We start from the raw sequence: 15,009 nt of genomic DNA, 5'->3' as shown, positions 1-15,009 counted from the left end.
GGGGTCACCGGTCCCAGGAGGGTTCCGCGGCGTGCTCGACCCGGCCTTCGGCGGTGAAGATCAGGTAGCGGTCGAAGTCGGCGGCGAACCAGCGGTCGTGGGTGACCGCCAGCACCGTACCGGCGAAGGCGGCCAGCCCCTCCTGCAGCGCGTCGGCGCTGGCCAGGTCCAGGTTGTCGGTGGGCTCGTCGAGGAGCAGCAGCGTGGCGCCGGACAGCTCCAGCAGCAGGATCTGCAGCCGCGCCTGCTGCCCGCCGGACAGGGTCTCGAACGGCTGGCCCCACGCCGGTGCGAGCTCGTAGCGGGCGAGCGCCGCCATGGCGTCATTGCGGTCCAGGCGGTGATCGGCCATGACGATGCCGGCGACGCCACGGCCGCGCAGGTCGGGACGTTCGTGCGTCTGGGCGAACAGGCCGGGCCGCACCCGCGCGCCCAGCGTGGCCGTGCCGGTGTGCGCGATGGGCTCACCGGCGAGCAGGCGCAGGAAGTGGGACTTGCCGGTGCCGTTGCGGCCGAGCACGGCGACGCGCTCGCCGTACCAGATCTCGTGGTCGAAGGGCTCCAGCAGGCCGGTCAGGGCGAGCCGCTCGCAGATGACGGCGCGTTTGCCGGTGCGGCCGCCGCGCAGGCGCATGCGGACGTTCTGCTGCTTGGGGACGCGCTCGGGCGGGCCCGCCCGCTCGAACCGATCCAGCCGGGTCAGGGCCGCCTGGTAGGAGGTGGCCAGCGCGTCGTTGTGGGTGGCGCGCCCGCGCAGGGTGTGGACCATCGCGCGCAGGCGGGTCCGCTCCTGCTCCCAGCGGCGGTGCAGCTCCCGCAGGCGTTCGCCGCGGTCGCGGCGGGCCTGGGCGTAGCCGGCGTAACCGCCGCCGTGCACCCACACCCGGCCGGCTTCGACCGTGACGACGCGGTCGGCCGTCTCGGCGAGCAGCCGCCGGTCGTGCGAGACGAGCAGCACGGTCTTGTACGTCTCGCGCAGCCGCCGCTCCAGCCACTGTTTGGCGGGCACGTCCAGGAAGTTGTCCGGCTCGTCGAGGAGCAGCACCTGGTCGGGCCCGCGCAGCAGCGCCTCCAGCATCAGCCGCTTGCGCTCACCTCCGGACAGCGTGTCCACCGCTCGACGGCGTACCCGCTCGAAGGGCAGGCCCAGGGCGGCGGTCGCGCACACGTCCCAGACCACCTCCAGCTCGTAGCCGCCGGCGTCGGCGTAGTCACTGATGGCCTGGGCGTAGCGGAGCTGGCGGGGCTCGTCGTCGCGGGCGGCGATCGCCGCCCCGGCGGCGGCCAGCTCGGCGGCGGCGTCCTTGACGCGCCGCGGCGCGACGGCGAGCAGCAGGTCGGCGACGGTGCCCTGGCGGAGGAACTGGCGCATCACGCCCACGCCGCCGGTGGTCGTCACACTGCCGGAGGCCGGTCGCAGCTCTCCGGCGGCCAGGCGCAGCAACGTCGTCTTGCCGGCCCCGTTCGGCCCGACCAGCGCCGCCTTGACGCCGTCTCCGACCCGGAAGGACACCTCGTCCAGCAGCACCCGGCCGTCGGGCAGCAGATAGGTCAGGTCGCGCACCTCGATATGGCTCACTGTTCCATTACTAGACCATCGATCCGGTAGTCGTACAGCGTATTATCGGCCGGGTGGCAGACGAGAGCGTGTGGCTGCGGCCGCGCAAGCGGGAGCGCAGGCCGCTCACCCTGGACCGGATCGTCACCGAGGCCGTCGCCCTGCTGGACGAGGAGGGGGAGGCCCGGCTGACGATGCGCCGGCTGGCCGAGCGGCTCGACACCGGCTCGACCACCCTCTACTGGCACGTCAGGACCAAGGACGACGTGCTCGATCTGGCGCTGGACGCGGTGTTCGGCGAGGTGCCGCTGCCGGACGCCGGCGGCTGGCGGGACCGGGCGGGCGAGCTGGTCTCCGCCTGGCGGGCCGCGCTGCTGCGCCATCCCTGGTCGACCGGGCTGCTGGACCGGCCCATGCTGGGGCCGAACGCGCTGGCGCGGACCGAGTTCCTCTACGCCACGCTCGCCGAGGCCGGGTTCGGCGGGCCGGACCTGCCTGCGGCCGCCTTCAGCCTGTCCACGTACGTCACCGGCTCGGCCACCATGCAGGCCCGCGACGAGGCCGCCACCGATCCCGCCGTGCGCGAGCTCATGGTCGACCGGCTGGCCGCCTATCCCACGCTGGCCGGCCACGGCCTCGGCCACGACTGGGACGCCACCTTCGCGCGGGGCCTCGGCTACCTGCTGGACGGGATGGCCGCCTCGATCAGGGGTGCACGGTGATGACGACCTTCGCCCGCGCGTGCTCCACACCGAGATAGCGCAAGGCCTCGGCGGTCTCGCTCAGCGGGTAGGTCCGGTCGATGGCCGGGGTGACCTTCCCGGCTTCGATGAGGCCGGTCAGCTCGGCCAGGTCGCTCCGGCCCGGGTTGACCGTGCGCAGGCTCCGACGGCCGAACGGTGAGATCACCAGGGCCAGGAGGATGCGGCGCATGGGCCCGAACCAGCGGCCGCCGTCGCCGGCGGAGAGCAGGAGGATCCCGGCGGGGGTCAGGGTGCGGCGGAGCGCCGACAGCCGATGGTTGCCCACCAGGTCCAGGATGACGTCGTAGCGCCGCTCGCCACGGGTGAAGTCGTCCTTGGTGTAGTCGATGACGTCGTCGGCGCCGAGGGACCGGACCAGGTCGGTGTTCCTGGTGCTGCACACGCCGGTCACGCGCGCGCCGAACGCCTTGGCGATCTGCACGGCGAAGGTGCCCACGCCGCCCGACGCGCCGTTGATCAGGACCTCGTCCCCGGACCGCACCCGGCCGCTCAAGGCCGCGAGCGCGGTGACGGCGGCGAGCGGCACCGCGGCCGCCTGCTCGAAGGTGAGGTTGGCCGGTTTGCGCGCCAGCCGCCGCTCGGGGACGCGGGCGTACTCGGCGAGGCTGCCGGTGCTGATCTCGGCGTAGACCTCGTCGCCCGGCTGGAATCGGGTCACCTTCGCGCCCACGGCCGTCACCCGCCCGGCGACGTCCCTGCCGAGCACCGGGTTCTTCGGCCTGCGCAGCCCGAAGGCCAGGCGGATCGCGTACGGAGTTCCTGTGGTGACGAACCAGTCGGCCCGGTTGAGCGAGACCGCGTGCACGCGCACCAGCACGTCTTCGTCGCCCGGCACCGGCATGTCGATGTCAGCTAATTCGAGGACATCAGGTGATCCGTAGGTGTACTGGCAGATTGCTTTCATCGCTTGTCCTTACTGAGAGATGCGAGGGTTCCGGTGGAACGCCCGCCGGAAGCCGTCGGCGGAGTCGGTCAGGCACATCAGGACCACGGTGATCACGACGACGTAGGTGACGACGGACCGTGACCAGCCCATGGCCGCCAGGAACGCGTGGTTCAGCAGCAGGTCGCCGGCGGCCAGCCAGACGACCGTCACCGCGAACAGGACGCCGAGCACCGCGTTGGCGACGGCCTGCGGCACTCCCCAGCCCACGTAGTAGCCCAGCAGGTCGAAGCCGATGCGGGCAGCGGCGAAGAAGACGGCGAGGTAGAGCGCCCCGGACTCCCACAGCGCGGGCGCGATCACCCCGATCGGCTCGCCGTCGGCGCCGGTGAGCGGCCCCACCGTCTGGGTCAGCACCAGCAGGCAGGCGAGCAGGGTGGTGATCACGGTCCCGCCGATCAGCCCGGTGAGGTCGACCCGGTGCGCGGGCAACGCGGGCAGCGCGGAGACGTCCCACTTCACCCGCAGCTTCTCGCGCAGCGCCGGCGAACGCCCGACGACGGCGAACACGGCGGTCACCCAGAACGCGATGTGCATGGCCGTCACCAGCACGGCGACGACCGCGTCCCAGACGACCTGCCCGATCGGCGCGCCGTCGAGGAACCGTACGAGGCCGGCGGCCACGAACAGCACCGGCACCACCGCCGACAGCAGCGCCTTGAGCAGCCGGACGTAGTCGAGGTAGAGCTCCGGGCCGATGAGGTGCTGCGGCCGGCCGGTGTAGCGGGCGGCCAGGCGCGCGGGGTCGCCGAGCTCGGCGATCACCTGTGTCTCGGCGCTCTCGGCGTCGGCGCCGTCCCGTAACCGGTCGTCGATCGCGTCGGCGATGGAGGCGCGCAGCTCCCGCTCCAGGTCGGCGCGCTGCTTGCCGGGAACGCCGCGCAGCATCGCCATGACATAGCGGTCGGTGAGGGTGGCGGTCATGACTCGTCCTTCAGGAGGGTGCGGAAGGCGGTGTCGAGGTCGGTCCAGTCGGCGGTGAGGGTGGCCGCGAGCTCGGCCCCGTCGGCGCTGGTGCGGTAGAACTTGCGCGGTCGTGACTCCTCGGTGTTCCACTCGCTGGTGAGCAGCCCCTGTTTCTCCAGGCGGCGCAGCAGCGGATAGAGGGTGTTGGCGTCGACCGCGAAACCCCTGCTCTCCAGCGCCTCCAGCAGCGCGTAGCCGTAGTCGGGCCGCTCCAGGACCAGCAGGCAGGCCAGCACGACGGTCCCGCGCCGGAGCTCCTGGCGGTGCGTGGCGAGCGCGTCATCATCGATCACCCCTCGGACGATAGTGTGTGGCACACACTATGGCAAGGCCGCACAGCATTGTGTGCTGTTAAGGTAAGGCGGTGATCAGCCGTCACGCGCTCAACCGCGCCACCCTCGACCGCCAGCTGCTGCTGCGGCGCCACTCCATGCCGGCACTCAAGGCCGTGGAACACCTGGTGGGGTTACAGGCCCAGGCGCCGTTCCCGCCGTACTTCGGGCTCTGGTCACGCCTGGACGGGTTCCGCCCCGAGGAGCTGGCCCGGCTGCTGGAGCAGCGGGAGGCGGTCCGGATCGTGCTCATGCGCGGCACCGTCCACCTGGTCAGCGCCGCCGACGGCCTGGCCCTGCGGCCGCTCACGCAGCCGCTGCTCACCAGATACCTGCTGAACGCGTACGGCAAGACCATCGCGTCACTGGACCTGGACGCGGTCGTCGCGACGGGACGCCGAGCACTGGAGGAGCGGCCGCTGACCGGCGCCCAGCTCGGCGCGAGGCTGGCCGAGCACTACCCCGGCGTCAGCGCGGCGGACCTGTCGCAGATCATGCGCAGCCTCGCGCCGCTCGTGCAGGTGCCACCCCGGGCGGTGTGGGGCAAGGCAGGACAGACCGCCTACGCCACCGTCGAGTCATGGCTTGGCTGCGCACCCCATCCGGCCCCGACCCTCGACGACCTCGTGACCCGCTACCTGACCGCCTTCGGACCCGCGACCGTCGCCGACGCCCAGGCCTGGTCCGGGCTGACCGGGCTGCGCGAGGTGTTCGACCGGCTGCGGCCCCGGCTCGTGGTCCTGGAGGACGAGCGCGGCCGGGAGCTGTTCGACCTGCCGGACGCGCCCAGGCCGGGGCCCGGCGCGCCGGCGCCCGTGCGGCTGCTGGCACCGTTCGACAACCTGCTGCTCAGCCACGCCGACCGCACCCGCGTCATCTCCGACGAACACCGCAAACGCGTCATCACCATCAACGGGCAGGTCCTCGGCACCGTCCTGGTCGACGGCTTCGTCCAGGGCGCGTGGAAGCGGGACAAGGCGGTGCTGACCGTGGACATGTTCGCGCCGGTGACGGCTGGGCAGGCAGAGGAGATCCAGGCCGAGGCCGCCGCGCTGCTGGCCTTCGCCGAGCCCGGCAAGGCCCACGACATCAGGGGGATCTGAGTGGGGGAGTACGTGTACGCGGCCGCCGCGGTGCACGTGCCGGCACCGCCGGAGCAGGTGTTCGCGCTGATCACCGACTGGCCCCGGCACCGGGAGTGGATGTTCATGACCTCGGCCCGGCAGGCGGGCGACGGCCGCGTCGAGGCCTACACCGGGATCTGGCCGTTCGGCTTCCTCGACGTCATGACGATCACCGCCTGGGAGCCGCCGGCGCTGGTGCGGATGCGGCACATCGGCCGGCTGGTGCGCGGCGAGGGCGTCATCCGCGTCCAGGCCCGTGACGGGGGCAGCCGGGTGATCTGGGGCGAGCGGCTGCTGCCGCCGTTCGGGCTCCTCGGGCGCGCGTTGTGGCCGCTGGCGCGGCCGGTCACCGTCATGCTGGCCCGCCGCTCACTCCGCAAGCTGGGACGGCTCCTGGCCCCCTGACCTCCGCCGGCGGATCAGCGGCGGCGACCGCCGCCGGGGACCTGACCCGGCGCGCGCCCGAGCCCGCCGCGGCGGCGGCAACGCCGAGGGGCCGCTGCGCGCCGTACGGATGCGCGCCCCGGGAGTGCGCCCTGGGCGCGCGTCTTGGGCGCGCCTTGGTTGCGCGCCGCCTTCTGGTACGGCATCGCCGTCACTTCGCTCGTCTGCCCCCTTCAAGCGAGGGACGTCCGATGCCGCCCTTCAGGTGGAGGGCTTGCGATGACTGACCTGCGGCCCAACAGGTGCGGGGTTTCTGAGCAGCGCGGCGCTGAGGGCCTCGGCCAGGGCGGCTTCGGTGCGCTGCCCGGCCGGCTCGGCGGCGCGCCAGGCGACGAACCCGTCCGGGCGGATCAGGACAGCCCCGCCACCGGTCACCCCGAACGCGGTCGCCCAGCGCCGCTCCGGATCCCCCAGCAGGCCGCTCCCCGCGACCGCACTGCCATCCGCCACCTGGTACGACGTCAGCCATGGCCCGGCGACGCGGGCGGCGGCCTCGGTCCAGGCGCCGCCCTCGGGGCCGGCCAGCAGCACGAACCCGCCGGCCCACAGGTCGACCGTGGACACCCGCCGGCCTTCCCGCTCCAGCCACACGTGCGGCGCCCGCGCGCCGGGCTCGCCGGTCGGACGCCGGGGGTCCTCGAAGCCGGCGCCGTCGTAGCGGTAGCCGAACTTGACGGTCACCTCGTCGAGGAGCTCGATCGCCGCCACCTCGGCGGGCAGCTCCGCGCCGAACCAGTCGCGGCCCGTGGCCAGCGCCTGATCGACGGTCCTGGCGGCGACGGGACGGCGTTCGGCGTCATAGGTCTCCAGCAGGGACGGCCCGGCCCAGCCGTTGAGCACGTAGGCGAGCTTCCAGGCCAGGTTGGCGGCGTCCTGAATGCCGGTGTTGGCGCCGAAGGCGCCGGCCGGAGGCATGACGTGAGCCGCATCCCCGGCCAGGAAGATCCGGCCGTCGGCGAACGAGTCGGCCACGGCGGCCGTACTCTGCCAGGGCAGCACCTCCAACGGCTCGACCGCCAGGTCGGGCACCCCAGCGGCGGCGCGCGCGAGCTCGACGCAGCGCTCCGCGGTGAACTGGCCGACGCCCTCCTCGGGATCGAAGGGGACATGGAGAGCCATCGTGTCGCCGATGACACGGACCATCCCGGAGAAACCCGAATTGTTCACCTGGCAGATCGCGAACGTCCTGTCACGCAGCGCGTCGCCGAGGTCGGCGCGGGCCATGATGCCGGCGATGTGCTCCAGCACGCCGACACCGCTCCTGCCGATGCCGAGCTTGGCGCGGATGGCACTGCCGGCCCCGTCGGCGGCGATCAGGTAGTCGGCGTGCACCGTGACACGGGCGCCGGTGGCCCGCTCCTGCAGCACGGCCGTCACGCCGTCCGGGCCGTCGTCGTACGCGCGCAGCTCGGTGCCGAACCGCAGATCGGCGCCGAGCGCCTCGGCGTGCTCGCGCAGCACGGGTTCGAGCACGTCCTGGGAGAGCATGACGTCCTCGCAGGGGCTGACATCGGAGAGGTCCTGCCGGGCGCTCGGCCGCTCGATCCAGTAGTGGTGCGGGCTGGTCAGGCTCTCGGCCCAGAGCAGCCCCGAGCCGTTGAGCCGCCACGGCCCGGCCGCGCGCACGGCCTCCTCCACGCCCGCCGCCCGGAACAGCTCCATCGTGCGGGCGTTGTAGCCGGGAGTGCGGGGGTGGATGGAGGTGCCGGAGTGCCGCTCGGCGAGAATCACCCCGACCCCGTGCCGGCGCAGGAACAGCGCGGCCGATAAGCCGACCAGGCTGCCGCCGACGATGAGCACCTCGGTGTACTGGTGGGACATGTCGTCATCTCCTTGGAAGTCTCTCAGTCGAGCGAGGTCAGCAACCGCTCCAGCTCCTCGCTCAGGCGCGTGTCGGCGCCGGGGGGCATGGGCGGGCGCATCACCATGCCGAGCACGATGAACATGATCATTCCCGCGACCGTGACGGTGTCGAGGTCGCCGCGGACCCGCCCTTCCCGCTGGCCCGTCTCGAGCCAGCCGTTGATCGTCTGGTGCCACTCGTCGTGACAGTCGGCGATCAGGCGGTGGATCACCGGGTCCTCGTGGGAGGTCCAGACCATCTCGTGGAGCAGCCGGAAATGCCCCGGATCGACCTCGGCCTGGCGGTGCAGGCCGGTGAGCATCGTGCGCAGCGCGGCCAGGCCGTCCTGCCACTCGGCGTCCAGCCGCAGCGGCGCCAGCATCCGCTCGCGGATCGTGTGCTCCAGCACGGACCGCACGAGGTCGCCCTTGGTCGGGAAGTAGTAGTGCAGGGTGGCGACGGTGATGCCGGCCTCGGCGGCGATGTCGCGCGTGCGCGCCCCCGCCAGGCCGGAGCGGACCATGGCGCGATACCCGGCCGCGATCAGCCGCTCCTGACGCTCCTGCGATCGCGGACCTGGTTTGGCGCGCTTGACGGTCATGCCGCCCTCCATCTTCTATCAGTTGATAGAAAGTTACGGGCAGGCCGGCCCTGAAGTCAATCACTTGATAGAAAACGGGGGAGCGCGTCGCGGGCTGCCACGGAATGCATGGTGATCGGGCCCTGCCGGCAGCCCCACCCGGGCGACCCGGTGCCGCCGGCGGCGGCCCGACGGGGGTGATCCGGTGCCGCCGGCGGCCCGGCCGTGGTGGTCCGGTGCCGCGGGGGCCCGGCTGTGGCGATCTGGTCCTGCCGGGGCCCGGCCGTCGCGTTGCGGCCGGCCGGCGGCGAACGCCGTGCCACCTGCCGCGACCGGCGGCGTCTAACGTGGGACCGATGCTCTCCGACCATGTCCGTACGCCGGACGGCCGACCGTACGACCCGCTCGACGCCAAGGGGATCCTGGTGTTCGTCCTGCTGGGCGTCGCCGCGGCCTGGGACGCCGCCACCGGGGTGGACCGGCCGGCCTGGCTCGCCTGGCTGGGCCTGGCCGGTGTCGCCGCCCTGTACGCCGCCGCGGTCCTGCTGGCGTTCCGGCGCGTCCCCGCGCTCGCGACGGCGGCGCTCATCGCGCTCGCCGCCGTGGTGACCGCCCTGGCGGCTCACTTCGGCGGCGGCTGGCTGTATCTGTTCCCGCTGGTCGGCATCGCGTGCGGGGTCGTCCTGTACGGCCGGCGCGTACGGATCGCACTGCTGGCCCTGACCGGGGTGACGGCGCTGGTCGTCTGGCGGGGCGGCGGGCAGCTGGAGTCGATCATGACGTTCTCGTGGGGAACGTTCAGCGCCGGGATCGTCGTCGCGTTCATCCTGCATCTGCACGCCCTCATCGCCGAACTGCACGACACCCGGCAGCAGCTGGCCGAGGCCGCCGTGACGCGGGAGCGGCTGCGGTTCGCCCGTGACCTGCACGACCTGCTCGGCCACACACTGTCGGTGATCGTGGTGAAGGCCGAGGCGGTGCGCCGCCTGGCCCTGCGCGACCCCGAGCAGGCCCGGCGGCAGGCCGGGGACATCGAGACCGTCGGCAGGCAGGCCCTGACCGAGGTTCGCGAGGCGGTCACCGGCTACCGCGAGGCCAGCCTGACCGGCGAGCTGGACCGGGCCGTGGACGCGCTGCGCGCGGCCGGCGTGGAGCCGGTCGTGCGCAGGACCGGCCCCGAGCCGGACGGGCGGGCACAGACGCTGCTGGGCTGGGTGGTGCGCGAGGGCGTCACCAACATCATCCGGCACAGCGGCGCGACTCGCGCGGAGATCGAGCTGACCGGCACGTCCCTCACCATCCGCGACAACGGCCCCACCCCACCTCCCACCGGCACCGCCTCGAAACCCACCGCTGCTGTCACCCCCGCTGGTACCACCACCACCACCTCCACCACCACCTCCACCACCACCACCTCCGATACCGCCGAGGATGCAGCCGCCGCCGAGGTCGCCTTCGGAGGTGCTTCCGGTGGCGGCGGTAGTGGGTTGCGGGGTCTGGCCGAGCGGCTGGCCCAGGCGGGCGGCCAGGTCGAAGCGGGTCCGCTGCCGGAGGGCGGCTGGCAGCTGAGGGTCTTCCTGCCCCAGGACTGACCGGCCACCAAAGCGGCGAAGGGATGCGATCAGGTCAGGAACGTGACCGCGGGCGGTCAGGCCATGTTGCTGTACGCGTGCTCGGTTCTCTGGACGCCGGCCACCCGTCTCGCCGACCCGCACAAGCCCGTGGGGGCACCCTGGTCTTCACTCAGCGGCGGGTTGGGCCGGGGCCGCGGGGAGGCGCCCACTTGGTGACCCAGGCGAGGCCGAAACCGGATAGGTGTGTTGTAGACTATGTGTTATGTCCCTCAAGCATGCCATCCTCGGTCTCCTCGATCTGAGGCCGATGACCGGGTACGACCTCAAGAAGACCTTCGACGACACGGCCCAGCATTTCTGGGCGGCCGATCGGTCGCAGATCTACCGCACCCTCGGCACCCTGAACGCCGAGGGCCTGCTGGACGAGCACGTCATCCCGCAGCGGTCACGCCCGGCCCGGCATGAGTACCGGCTGACCGAGGCGGGCTCCGCCGAACTGGACGCGTGGCTGCGCTCCCCGGCCCCCGCCGAGTTGCCGCGTGAGGCGTTCCTGACGCGGATCTACTTCGCCGGCCGCGCCGAGGACCCCAAGCTCGTACGGGCACTCGTCGAAGAGCGCCGGGCCCTGGTGCGGCAGCGGCTCACGGCGTTCCAGGCCCTTGAGACGCCCACGACGACGTACGCCGAACGACTGCGGGCGTTGACGTTGCGCAACGGCATCATGCACCTCGAGGCCGAGCTCAGCTGGCTGGACGAGCTCGAGGAGGCGCTGTGATGTTCGTGCACGAGGAGCACGCGGACGCCGGCGAGACCCTCCTGTTCCTGCACGGCGGCAACGTCGCGGGGTGGATGTGGCGCGACCTGGCCGCATCGCTGCCCGATCACCACAGCCTGGTCCCCGACCTCCCCGGCTTCGGCGCGTCGAACACCGAGCCCTGGACGACCGTCGCCGGCGTGGCGGACTCGGTGGCGGCGCTCATCCGTGACCGCGCCCACGATGGACGCGCGCACCTCGTCGGCCTCTCCCTCGGCGCGGTGGTGGGCACCGTCCTCGTGGCACGCCATCCCGATCTCGCCAGGAGCGCCATGCTCACCGGCGCACCGCTCCAGGGCCTGGGCGCGACGGCGAGGGCGCTGGGGCTCGCACAGATCCGGTTGTGGGGTTCGCGGCCGTACTGGCGGGTGATGGCGCGCGCGTTCCGGTTACCCGATGACGCGGTCGGCGCGTTCGTCGAGACCGGCCTGGGGATCGACCGCACGTCGGCGCGGCGGATGCTGACCCAGGTGTCCGCGGGGGTGCCGGCCGCGGATTTTGAAGGCCTGCGGCGTACGCGGACGCCGATCCTGATGCTGGCGGGCGAGCGAGAGCCGAAGGCGGTGCACCGAGCGCTGACCGAGGTGACCTCCCGGGCGCCGGAGGCGGTGGCGCGGACCGTGCCCGGGATGCGTCACGAGTGGAGCGCGGAAGACCCGGAGCTGTTCCGCCGCGTACTGCTGCACTGGCTGGCGACGGGCGAGCCAGAACCCGAGCTGGCGTTCACGACACCGGCCCGCACGCCGGCGCCGTGACCGGGCCGGCCGGGATGCTCCCCCCAGGCCGAGCACCGTTCCGCAGCCGGACGGTGGTCGCGGTGTGCGCCGGCGCCAGATGCGAACTGTGCGTGATCTTGCCGGCGTGTTCGGCGCATCAGCGGGCCACCTTCGCGTAGGCCTCCTCCCTCTCCTGCGGCCCCATCGCCTCCAGCTCCTTGGCGAACTGCTCGGTCTCCACGAACATGAGGACGTACTTCATCGTCTGGCGGACCTGCGGCGGCGGGATCGCGGTGCGGAACACCGGTCCGGCGCGGCCGAGCCGGGCGAAGGGCCAGGTCAGCTGTCGGCGCATCCTGGAGCCACCGTAGACTGGAAGAGCCGGGGAAACCCGCAGATCCGGACCGGGGACCAGGGATCCTGCCCCAGGAGGACGCCATGCGGCAGACAAGACTGGCCGGGGAATCGGCGGAGTACCTCGCCGCCCGCGAGGAACTACGCCTGGCCGAGATCGACCTCATGCGCCACCGCGAGAGGGTCGCAACCCAGCGACGGACGCTCCCCCAGGGGCCGCCCGTCGACGACTACGTCTTCATCGAGGGCCCCGCCGACCTCGACGCGGGCGACGCGCCGGTCCGCGAGGTCTCCCTCGGCGGCCTCTTCACCGGGCAGGACCGCCCGCTGATCGTCTACCACTTCATGTACGGCAAGCTGCAGACCGATCCGTGCCCCATGTGCACCCTGTGGATCGACGGCTTCAACGGCATCGCCCACCACATCGCCCGGAACGCCGACTTCGCCGTCGCCGCGGCAGCCGACCCGCCCGTCCTGCGGCAGCACGCCCGCAATCGCGGCTGGCACCGGCTGCGGCTGCTGAGCTGCGGCGACAGCACCTTCAAGTACGACCTCGGCAGCGAGGACAAGGAAGGCGAACAGGACTCCACCATCTCCGTCTTCACCCGCGACGGCGACGGCGCGATCCATCACTTCTACTCCGCCCACCCTCGCATGGCCGACGACCTCGACGAGCGCGGCATCGACCTCCTCGCCCCTGTCTGGCACCTCCTCGACCTCACCCCGCACGGCCGAGGCGACTGGTATCCGCACCTCCACTATTGACCTTCGCCCGCTGGGTTCGATCCATCGAACGTTGAGCCTTGCCTTGAAGGTCAACGTGGGTAGGGCGCCGCTGTGTACGCGGGTCGTCGCGTACTTCTGCTCTGACGGTCATCGAGGGGTGGACGCGGTGCCGCGTGAGGCGGCGTGGTGGGTGACGGCGGTGGCGAAGGCGGTGATGACCGGGTGCGGGCGGGTGCCGTCGCCGGCGAGTTCGGGCTGGAAGAGCGTGCCGAGGAAGAACGGGTGGCCGGGCAGTTCCGCCACCCGCACGGTCCCGTCGTCGGCGTGGCCGGTGAAGACGAGCCCGTGGGCGGTCAGGGTGCGTTCGTGGGCCTCGTTGAGCCCGTAGGAGCAGTTGTAGGCCTCGACGGTGTCGCGGCCGCCCATGATGCGCTCGATGAGCGAGCCGGGCTTCAGCCGGACGGCGCCTTCGTGGCCGGCCAGCGAGCACGCCAGCGGCGTCAGCAGGAAGTCCGCCTCCCGATCGGCCTCGCCGTTCCCGCCGTCCTCGGCGTACTCGGCGTACTCGGCGTGGGCGGCGTCCATCCCGCACACACCGCGCGCGTACTCCAGCAGCATGTGCTGGAATCCGGCGCAGGTGCCGAGGAACGGGATGCCGCGCTCGCGGGCGGTGCGGGCGGCCGCGACGGCGCCGGCCTGGCTGCGGTAGGGGCTGCCGGGCAGCATCCAGATGCCGTCGAAGGCGGCCAGGTCGCCGGCGTCGGGGGTGGGGATCCAGTAGGGGTCGAGCGCGATCCCGTGGCGCTCGCGCAGCGCCTCGACCAGCAGCGGGACGCGGGTGTGCGAGCGCACGCCGGGCGAACGGTCGGCGACCAGGGCGATGTTCATGCCCCCATGGTGGCCGCCGGACCGGCTTAAGCGCCAACGATGAAATGTGCGGATGCTATAAGCATTACTGATGGATCCTCATTTGCTGCGTACGTTCGTGGCCGTGGCACGTCACGGTTCGTTCTCCGGCGCCGCTGGAGAGCTCGGCTACACGCAGTCGGCGGTCTCCCAGCAGATCGCGGCGCTGGAGGCCGATCTGGGCATGCCGCTGTTGCTGCGCCGTCCGGTGGCGCCGACGGAGGCGGGGGCGCGGCTGCTGGAGCATGCCGGGCCGCTGCTGCTGCGCCTGGTCGCCGCCCGCGCCGACGTGCGCCGGATCGCGGCGGCGCCGGCGCACCGGCTGACGGTGGCGGCGACGCCGCTGGCGCTGAACGCGGTGCTGGCCGTACGGCTGGCGCGGGGGCGGGCGGCTCAGCCGCGGCTGTCGGTGACGGTGCGCACCTGCGGGCGTGAGGAGGTGGCCGGGCGGGTGGCGGCCGGGCAGGCGGAGCTGGGGCTGGCCGACGGCGTCACCGCGCCGAGCGACCCGCTGCGGCCGGCGGACGTGGGGCCGCTGACCACGGCGATGGCGGCCGAGGAGCCGCTGGTGGTGGCGCTGCCGGATGATCATCCGCTGGCGGGGCGGGCGGGGCTGCGGCTGGCCGACCTGGTGGACGCGCGGTGGCTGCAGACGCCGCTGTGTCCGGTGGAGCGGCTGCGTGACCTGGCGGGGGACGGTTTCCGGCCGGGGCTGGCGTATCTGGGTGACGACGTGCACACGGTGCTGAACCTGGTGGCGGCGGGGCACGGGCTGACGTTGCTGCCCGCCTCGGTGGGGCGGGGGGTGCCGCTGGTCGCGCCTCGCCTGGTGCACCGGGTGGAGCTGCTGCACGGGGCTCTGCCGCCGGGCCCGGCGGCGGAGCTGGCGGCGGCGCTGTCGGCTTGAGGCCCGTCGCGGGCGAACGTTCAGGCGAGGCGGGTGAGGAGCCGGGCGACGGCCTCGGGCCGTTCGGCGAGCATGCCGTGGCCGGCGTCGAGCTCGTGGATCTCGATGTTCGGGCGGGCGGCGACCAGCTCGGCCAGGTCGCGGCGCAGGCCGGCGCGGAAGGCGGCCATGAGCCCGGCCAGCTCCGGCGGCCGTCCAGGCTGACGGCGGCCGGGCAGGAGGGGTGGCGCCGGGCCCACATGCCGGCGAGCATCCCGCCCAGCGAGTGGCCGGCGACCACCGGGTCGGCCTGCCCGAAGAGCGCGGCCACCACCGCGTCGAGGTCGCCGAGTACGGCCTGCCAGGTCCACGGGCCGTCGCCGGAGCGGCCGTGACCGCGCAGGTCCACGGCCACCACCCGGAAGGCGCCGGTGAGCATCGGGGCGAGCGGCTCCCAGCGGAGCAGGTTTCCGCCCGCG

The 15,009-nt window shown here is 72.9% G+C and carries 17 protein-coding genes and 1 pseudogene; 8 read left to right on the top strand and 10 right to left on the bottom strand.

Annotation, left to right across the window (positions count from 1 at the left end; translation table 11 throughout):
- Window positions 1–4: 4 nt before the first annotated feature.
- Window positions 5–1,579, bottom strand: coding sequence for an ABC-F family ATP-binding cassette domain-containing protein (locus ACIBQX_RS42380; protein WP_397014931.1), 1,575 nt, complete (start codon window positions 1,577–1,579; stop codon window positions 5–7).
- A gap of 53 nt (window positions 1,580–1,632) precedes the next feature.
- Between ACIBQX_RS42380 and ACIBQX_RS42375 the strand changes: the two genes are divergently transcribed.
- Complete coding sequence (locus ACIBQX_RS42375) at window positions 1,633–2,280, top strand: TetR/AcrR family transcriptional regulator C-terminal domain-containing protein (protein WP_397014929.1); 648 nt, start codon at window positions 1,633–1,635, stop codon at window positions 2,278–2,280.
- On the opposite strand, the gene ACIBQX_RS42370 is transcribed toward ACIBQX_RS42375, so the two are convergent.
- Genes ACIBQX_RS42370 through ACIBQX_RS42360 form a run of 3 tightly spaced genes read right to left on the bottom strand, consistent with a single transcriptional unit; the run spans window position 2,264 to window position 4,524 of the window.
- A complete protein-coding gene (locus ACIBQX_RS42370; RefSeq protein WP_397014927.1) occupies window positions 2,264–3,226 on the bottom strand; it encodes an NAD(P)-dependent alcohol dehydrogenase in 963 nt (320 codons plus the stop codon). The genes ACIBQX_RS42375 and ACIBQX_RS42370 overlap by 17 nt on opposite strands.
- A 9-nt stretch (window positions 3,227–3,235) precedes the next feature.
- Window positions 3,236–4,189, bottom strand: a complete 954-nt coding sequence (locus ACIBQX_RS42365; RefSeq protein WP_397014925.1) for a permease prefix domain 1-containing protein — start codon at window positions 4,187–4,189, stop codon at window positions 3,236–3,238.
- Window positions 4,186–4,524 carry a PadR family transcriptional regulator gene (locus ACIBQX_RS42360; protein ID WP_397014923.1) on the bottom strand — a complete coding sequence of 113 codons (339 nt, stop codon included), beginning with the start codon at window positions 4,522–4,524 and terminating at the stop codon, window positions 4,186–4,188. The genes ACIBQX_RS42365 and ACIBQX_RS42360 overlap by 4 nt, the downstream gene beginning before the upstream one ends.
- A gap of 71 nt (window positions 4,525–4,595) precedes the next feature.
- Between ACIBQX_RS42360 and ACIBQX_RS42355 the strand changes: the two genes are divergently transcribed.
- Together ACIBQX_RS42355 and ACIBQX_RS42350 are read left to right on the top strand one after the other, a co-directional pair.
- Window positions 4,596–5,666, top strand: a complete 1,071-nt coding sequence (locus ACIBQX_RS42355) for a winged helix DNA-binding domain-containing protein (RefSeq protein WP_397014921.1) — start codon at window positions 4,596–4,598, stop codon at window positions 5,664–5,666.
- Window positions 5,667–6,092 (top strand): SRPBCC family protein, encoded by a 426-nt coding sequence (locus ACIBQX_RS42350; RefSeq protein WP_397014919.1) that lies wholly within the window; start codon window positions 5,667–5,669, stop codon window positions 6,090–6,092.
- Window positions 6,093–6,332: 240 nt separating this feature from the next.
- Here the strand turns inward: ACIBQX_RS42350 and ACIBQX_RS42345 are convergent, their stop codons facing one another.
- Together ACIBQX_RS42345 and ACIBQX_RS42340 are read right to left on the bottom strand one after the other, a co-directional pair.
- Complete coding sequence (locus ACIBQX_RS42345; RefSeq protein ID WP_397014917.1) at window positions 6,333–7,952, bottom strand: FAD-dependent monooxygenase; 1,620 nt, start codon at window positions 7,950–7,952, stop codon at window positions 6,333–6,335.
- 23 nt (window positions 7,953–7,975) lie between these two features.
- The gene (locus ACIBQX_RS42340; RefSeq protein ID WP_397014915.1) at window positions 7,976–8,575 is read right to left on the bottom strand and encodes a TetR/AcrR family transcriptional regulator; all 600 of its coding nucleotides are present in this window, start codon (window positions 8,573–8,575) and stop codon (window positions 7,976–7,978) included.
- Window positions 8,576–8,910: 335 nt separating this feature from the next.
- On the opposite strand from ACIBQX_RS42340, the gene ACIBQX_RS42335 reads away from it, so the two are divergent.
- The 3 genes from ACIBQX_RS42335 to ACIBQX_RS42325 all read left to right on the top strand — a co-directional run bounded on the left by ACIBQX_RS42335 (window position 8,911) and on the right by ACIBQX_RS42325 (window position 11,697).
- On the top strand, window positions 8,911–10,146 hold the full coding sequence (locus tag ACIBQX_RS42335; RefSeq protein WP_397014913.1) for a sensor histidine kinase: 1,236 nt from the start codon (window positions 8,911–8,913) through the stop codon (window positions 10,144–10,146).
- Window positions 10,147–10,390: 244 nt separating this feature from the next.
- Window positions 10,391–10,903 (top strand): PadR family transcriptional regulator, encoded by a 513-nt coding sequence (locus tag ACIBQX_RS42330; RefSeq protein ID WP_397014911.1) that lies wholly within the window; start codon window positions 10,391–10,393, stop codon window positions 10,901–10,903.
- A complete protein-coding gene (locus ACIBQX_RS42325) occupies window positions 10,903–11,697 on the top strand; it encodes an alpha/beta fold hydrolase (RefSeq protein WP_397014909.1) in 795 nt (264 codons plus the stop codon). The genes ACIBQX_RS42330 and ACIBQX_RS42325 overlap by 1 nt, the downstream gene beginning before the upstream one ends.
- A 118-nt stretch (window positions 11,698–11,815) precedes the next feature.
- Here the strand turns inward: ACIBQX_RS42325 and ACIBQX_RS42320 are convergent, their stop codons facing one another.
- Window positions 11,816–12,013: a hypothetical protein gene (locus ACIBQX_RS42320; RefSeq protein ID WP_397014907.1), complete on the bottom strand. Its 198-nt coding sequence runs from the start codon at window positions 12,011–12,013 to the stop codon at window positions 11,816–11,818.
- A gap of 83 nt (window positions 12,014–12,096) precedes the next feature.
- Between ACIBQX_RS42320 and ACIBQX_RS42315 the strand changes: the two genes are divergently transcribed.
- Window positions 12,097–12,777 carry a DUF899 family protein gene (locus tag ACIBQX_RS42315; RefSeq protein WP_397014905.1) on the top strand — a complete coding sequence of 227 codons (681 nt, stop codon included), beginning with the start codon at window positions 12,097–12,099 and terminating at the stop codon, window positions 12,775–12,777.
- Window positions 12,778–12,885: 108 nt separating this feature from the next.
- Here the strand turns inward: ACIBQX_RS42315 and ACIBQX_RS42310 are convergent, their stop codons facing one another.
- Window positions 12,886–13,626 (bottom strand): gamma-glutamyl-gamma-aminobutyrate hydrolase family protein, encoded by a 741-nt coding sequence (locus tag ACIBQX_RS42310; protein ID WP_397014903.1) that lies wholly within the window; start codon window positions 13,624–13,626, stop codon window positions 12,886–12,888.
- A gap of 70 nt (window positions 13,627–13,696) precedes the next feature.
- On the opposite strand from ACIBQX_RS42310, the gene ACIBQX_RS42305 reads away from it, so the two are divergent.
- Complete coding sequence (locus tag ACIBQX_RS42305; protein WP_397014901.1) at window positions 13,697–14,551, top strand: LysR family transcriptional regulator; 855 nt, start codon at window positions 13,697–13,699, stop codon at window positions 14,549–14,551.
- A 20-nt stretch (window positions 14,552–14,571) separates the two neighbouring features.
- Here ACIBQX_RS42305 and ACIBQX_RS42300 read toward each other — a convergent pair whose 3' ends face one another.
- Together ACIBQX_RS42300 and ACIBQX_RS42295 are read right to left on the bottom strand one after the other, a co-directional pair.
- Window positions 14,572–14,790 (bottom strand): hypothetical protein, encoded by a 219-nt coding sequence (locus tag ACIBQX_RS42300; protein ID WP_397014899.1) that lies wholly within the window; start codon window positions 14,788–14,790, stop codon window positions 14,572–14,574.
- A pseudogene (locus tag ACIBQX_RS42295) lies at window positions 14,736–14,969 on the bottom strand (alpha/beta fold hydrolase); the annotation flags it as partial. The gene ACIBQX_RS42300 and the pseudogene ACIBQX_RS42295, both read right to left, overlap by 55 nt.
- Window positions 14,970–15,009: the final 40 nt, after the last annotated feature.

Origin of the sequence: Nonomuraea sp. NPDC049714 (genome assembly GCF_044465295.1) — a bacterium.
Taxonomy (GTDB): Bacteria; Actinomycetota; Actinomycetes; order Streptosporangiales; family Streptosporangiaceae; genus Nonomuraea.
The sequence above is the reverse complement of the archived record's forward strand: the minus strand, read 5'-3'. Positions and strand labels throughout refer to the sequence as shown.